Source organism: Armatimonadota bacterium, assembly GCA_031081675.1.
Taxonomy (GTDB): Bacteria; Sysuimicrobiota; Sysuimicrobiia; order Sysuimicrobiales; family Kaftiobacteriaceae; genus Calidihabitans; species Calidihabitans tengchongensis.
In genome coordinates this window covers 1-2713 of sequence record JAVHLZ010000050.1, presented here as the reverse complement: position 1 = coordinate 2713, position 2713 = coordinate 1, and the positions used below count along the sequence as shown (strand labels likewise).

Genomic DNA, 2713 nt, shown 5'->3' with positions numbered 1-2713 from the left:
GGGCATGACCGTCCGGGAGGCCATCGAGGCGCGGGAGCGGGAGTGGCTGGCGCCGGGGGCGGCGCTGGCCTCCCGCTCCCGCGGGCGGGCGGCCCCCGAGCCCGAGGACGACCTGCGCACCTGCTTCCAGCGGGACCGGGACCGCCTCATCCACAGCAAGGCGTTCCGCCGCCTCAAGCACAAGACCCAGGTGTTCCTGGCCCCCGAGGGCGACCACTACCGCACCCGCCTCACCCACACCCTGGAAGTGATGCAGGTGGCGCGCACCGCGGCGAGGGCGCTGCGCCTGAACGAGGACCTGACCGAGGCCATCGCCCTGGCCCACGACCTCGGCCACCCGCCTTTCGGCCACGCCGGGGAGGAGGCCCTCAACGAGGTGATGGCCCCGGTGGGCGGGTTCCGGCACGACCTCCAGAGCCTGCGGGTGGTGGACCTGCTGGAGGTGCGCGTGCGGTCCGACGGGTCCGCGGTGCGGGGCCTCAACCTCACCTGGGAGGTGCGGGACGGGATCGGCGGCCACTCCAAGGGGCTGGCCGACCTGCCGGCCGCCGGGCCCGCAGACGCCGAGGGCCTGCCCCAGACCCTGGAGGGCCAGGTGGTCCGCCTGGCCGACCGGATCGCCTACGTCCACCACGACACCGACGACGCCATCCGGGCGGGGCTGATCGCCGAGTCCGACGTCCCCGCCGCGGTGCGGCGGGTCCTGGGAGACCACCGCGGCCAGTGGCTGGGCCGCATGGTCTCAGACCTGGTGGCGGCCAGCGCCGGCGCGCCGGTCATCCGCCTCAGCGATCCGGTCCGGGAAGCTTTGAATCTGCTGAAGGACTTCCTGGTGGAGCGGGTGTACCGCGGCCCGGCCACCATGGCCGAGGTGGTCAAGGCCCGCCGGCTGGTCACCGCGCTGTACGGGTACTACCGGGACCACCCCCGCGAGCTGCCGGCGGAGTACCAGGACCTGATCTCCGCCGGCGAGCCGGTCGGGCGGGTGGTGGGGGATTTCCTGGCCGGGATGACCGACCGCTACGCCATCCGCCTGGCGGAGACTTTGTTCGTGCCGCGGGGGTGGGCACCTTGAACGGGATCGGGGATCAGGGATCCGGATCCCCCGATCGCGGATCCCGGGATCCCTGCAGGGAGGTGATCGCGCCGGGGAGAACAGGATCACCGGGAGTGCAGTCACACATGACAGCGGGAGGCGAGAGCGACAGACAGACGACGGGGCAGGGCAGGACGATTCTCAGGGAGCAGGAGGCAGGACAATGCCGTACCGTGGACGGGTGAAGTGGTTCAACCCCGAAAAGGGGTACGGGTTCATTGCCCGGGAGGACGGGCGGGACGTGTTTGTCCACTACTCCGCCATCCAGATGGAGGGTTTCAAGACCCTGGAGGAAGGCCAGCTGGTCGAGTTCGACATCGTCGAAGGGGCCAAAGGACCCCAGGCCGCCAACGTGGTCAAGGTGAAGGAGTAACCCCGCCCCCGCGCCCCGGCCCGGGACGGACGGTCCCCGCCGGGGCGTTCGTGTACTGCGGGCAGGACGGAGGAGAGGCCGCCGTGAAGCGAGACAGCGAGCGCCCCATGCACATCATCGTCACGGGCAAGCACCTGCAGGTGACCCCGGCGCTGCGCGACTACGCCGAGCAGAAGGTGGGCCGGATCGCCCGCTACCTGGACCACGTCGCGGAGGCGCAGGTGGTCCTCAGCGTGGAGCGCCGGAGAGGTCTGGGGCGCGCCCAGGTGGCGGAGGTGACCATCCGGGGCGACGGCCTCCTGCTGCGGGGGGAAGAGGCGTCCGCGGACATGTACGCGTCCCTGGACCAGGTGGTGGACAAGCTGCGCCGGCAGATCGAGCGGTACCGCAGCCGCCTGATCCTCAAGCGCCGCCTGGACGAGTCCCGGCGGCGGGGGCGGCAGCGGGCGGCCGCCGAGACCGGGCTGCGCCGGGTCCCGGCGGCCCCCCAGATCGTCCGGGTGAAGCGGTTTGCCATGAAGCCCATGACCCCCGAGGACGCGGCGCTGCAGATGGAACTGCTGGGCCACGACTTCTTCGTGTTCCGCAACGCCTCCACCGGGGAGGTGAACGTGGTCTACCGCCGCCGGGAGGGCGGGTACGGGGTGATCGAGCCCGAAGGATAGCGTCCCGGACAGGAGGGCAGACGTGGCCGAGTCGGAGGAGAGACAGGACCTGGGCCGCGCCGCCGAGGACGTCATCCGGCGGCTGCGGGGCGTGCAGGCGGTGCGGGTGGAGACCGACGAGGCCGGCGCCATCCAGACGGTGCACGTGCTGGGCGGCCCCGACCGCAGCGCCCGGGTCATCGCCGCGGACGTGGTCTCCGCCCTGGCGGCGGAACTGGGGGTGCAGCTGGAGCCGCGCCAGGTGCGGGTGGCCGCCCAGCAGCGCGCCGAGGCCGCCCCACCCGCCCAGGCGCGCCTGAAGTTCGTGGGGCTCACCGTCTCCAACCTGCGCCAGACCGCCGAAGTCAAGGTGCACCTGGAAGACCAGGGCCTGCTGTACGAAGGCATCGCCACCGGCCCGTCCGCCCGCGCCGCCCGCCTGGAGCTGGTGGCCCAGGCCGCCCTGCGCGCCCTGGAACTGTACCTGCGCACCGACGGCCTGTTCCTGCTGGAAGGGGTGGCCCTTGCCCCGGTGGGCGGACGCCAGGTGGCGGTGGTGACCCTGTCCCTGGCGGGGCGGGACGACGAGACCCTGGTGGG

The 2713-nt window shown here is 72.7% G+C and carries 4 protein-coding genes; all 4 read left to right on the top strand.

All coding sequences use genetic code 11. The features are described 5' to 3' along the window. Positions 1-1075: deoxyguanosinetriphosphate triphosphohydrolase (locus RB150_11445; GenBank protein MDQ7821148.1), on the top strand; the 1075-nt coding region annotated here is incomplete at its 5' end. A gap of 184 nt (positions 1076-1259) precedes the next feature. Further along, positions 1260-1469: a cold shock domain-containing protein gene (locus RB150_11440; GenBank protein MDQ7821147.1), complete on the top strand. Its 210-nt coding sequence runs from the start codon at positions 1260-1262 to the stop codon at positions 1467-1469. A gap of 83 nt (positions 1470-1552) precedes the next feature. Further along, the gene (raiA, locus tag RB150_11435; GenBank protein MDQ7821146.1) at positions 1553-2134 is read left to right on the top strand and encodes a ribosome-associated translation inhibitor RaiA; all 582 of its coding nucleotides are present in this window, start codon (positions 1553-1555) and stop codon (positions 2132-2134) included. A 22-nt stretch (positions 2135-2156) separates the two neighbouring features. Next, positions 2157-2713, top strand: a 557-nt coding sequence (locus RB150_11430; protein ID MDQ7821145.1) for a hypothetical protein, incomplete at its 3' end; no start/stop codon positions are given.

What these genes read in the sequence shown, in the direction of transcription:
- RB150_11440 (MDQ7821147.1), top strand. Translation starts at nt 1,260, where the DNA reads ATGCCGTACCGTGGACGGGTGAAGTGGTTCAACCCCGAAAAGGGGTAC.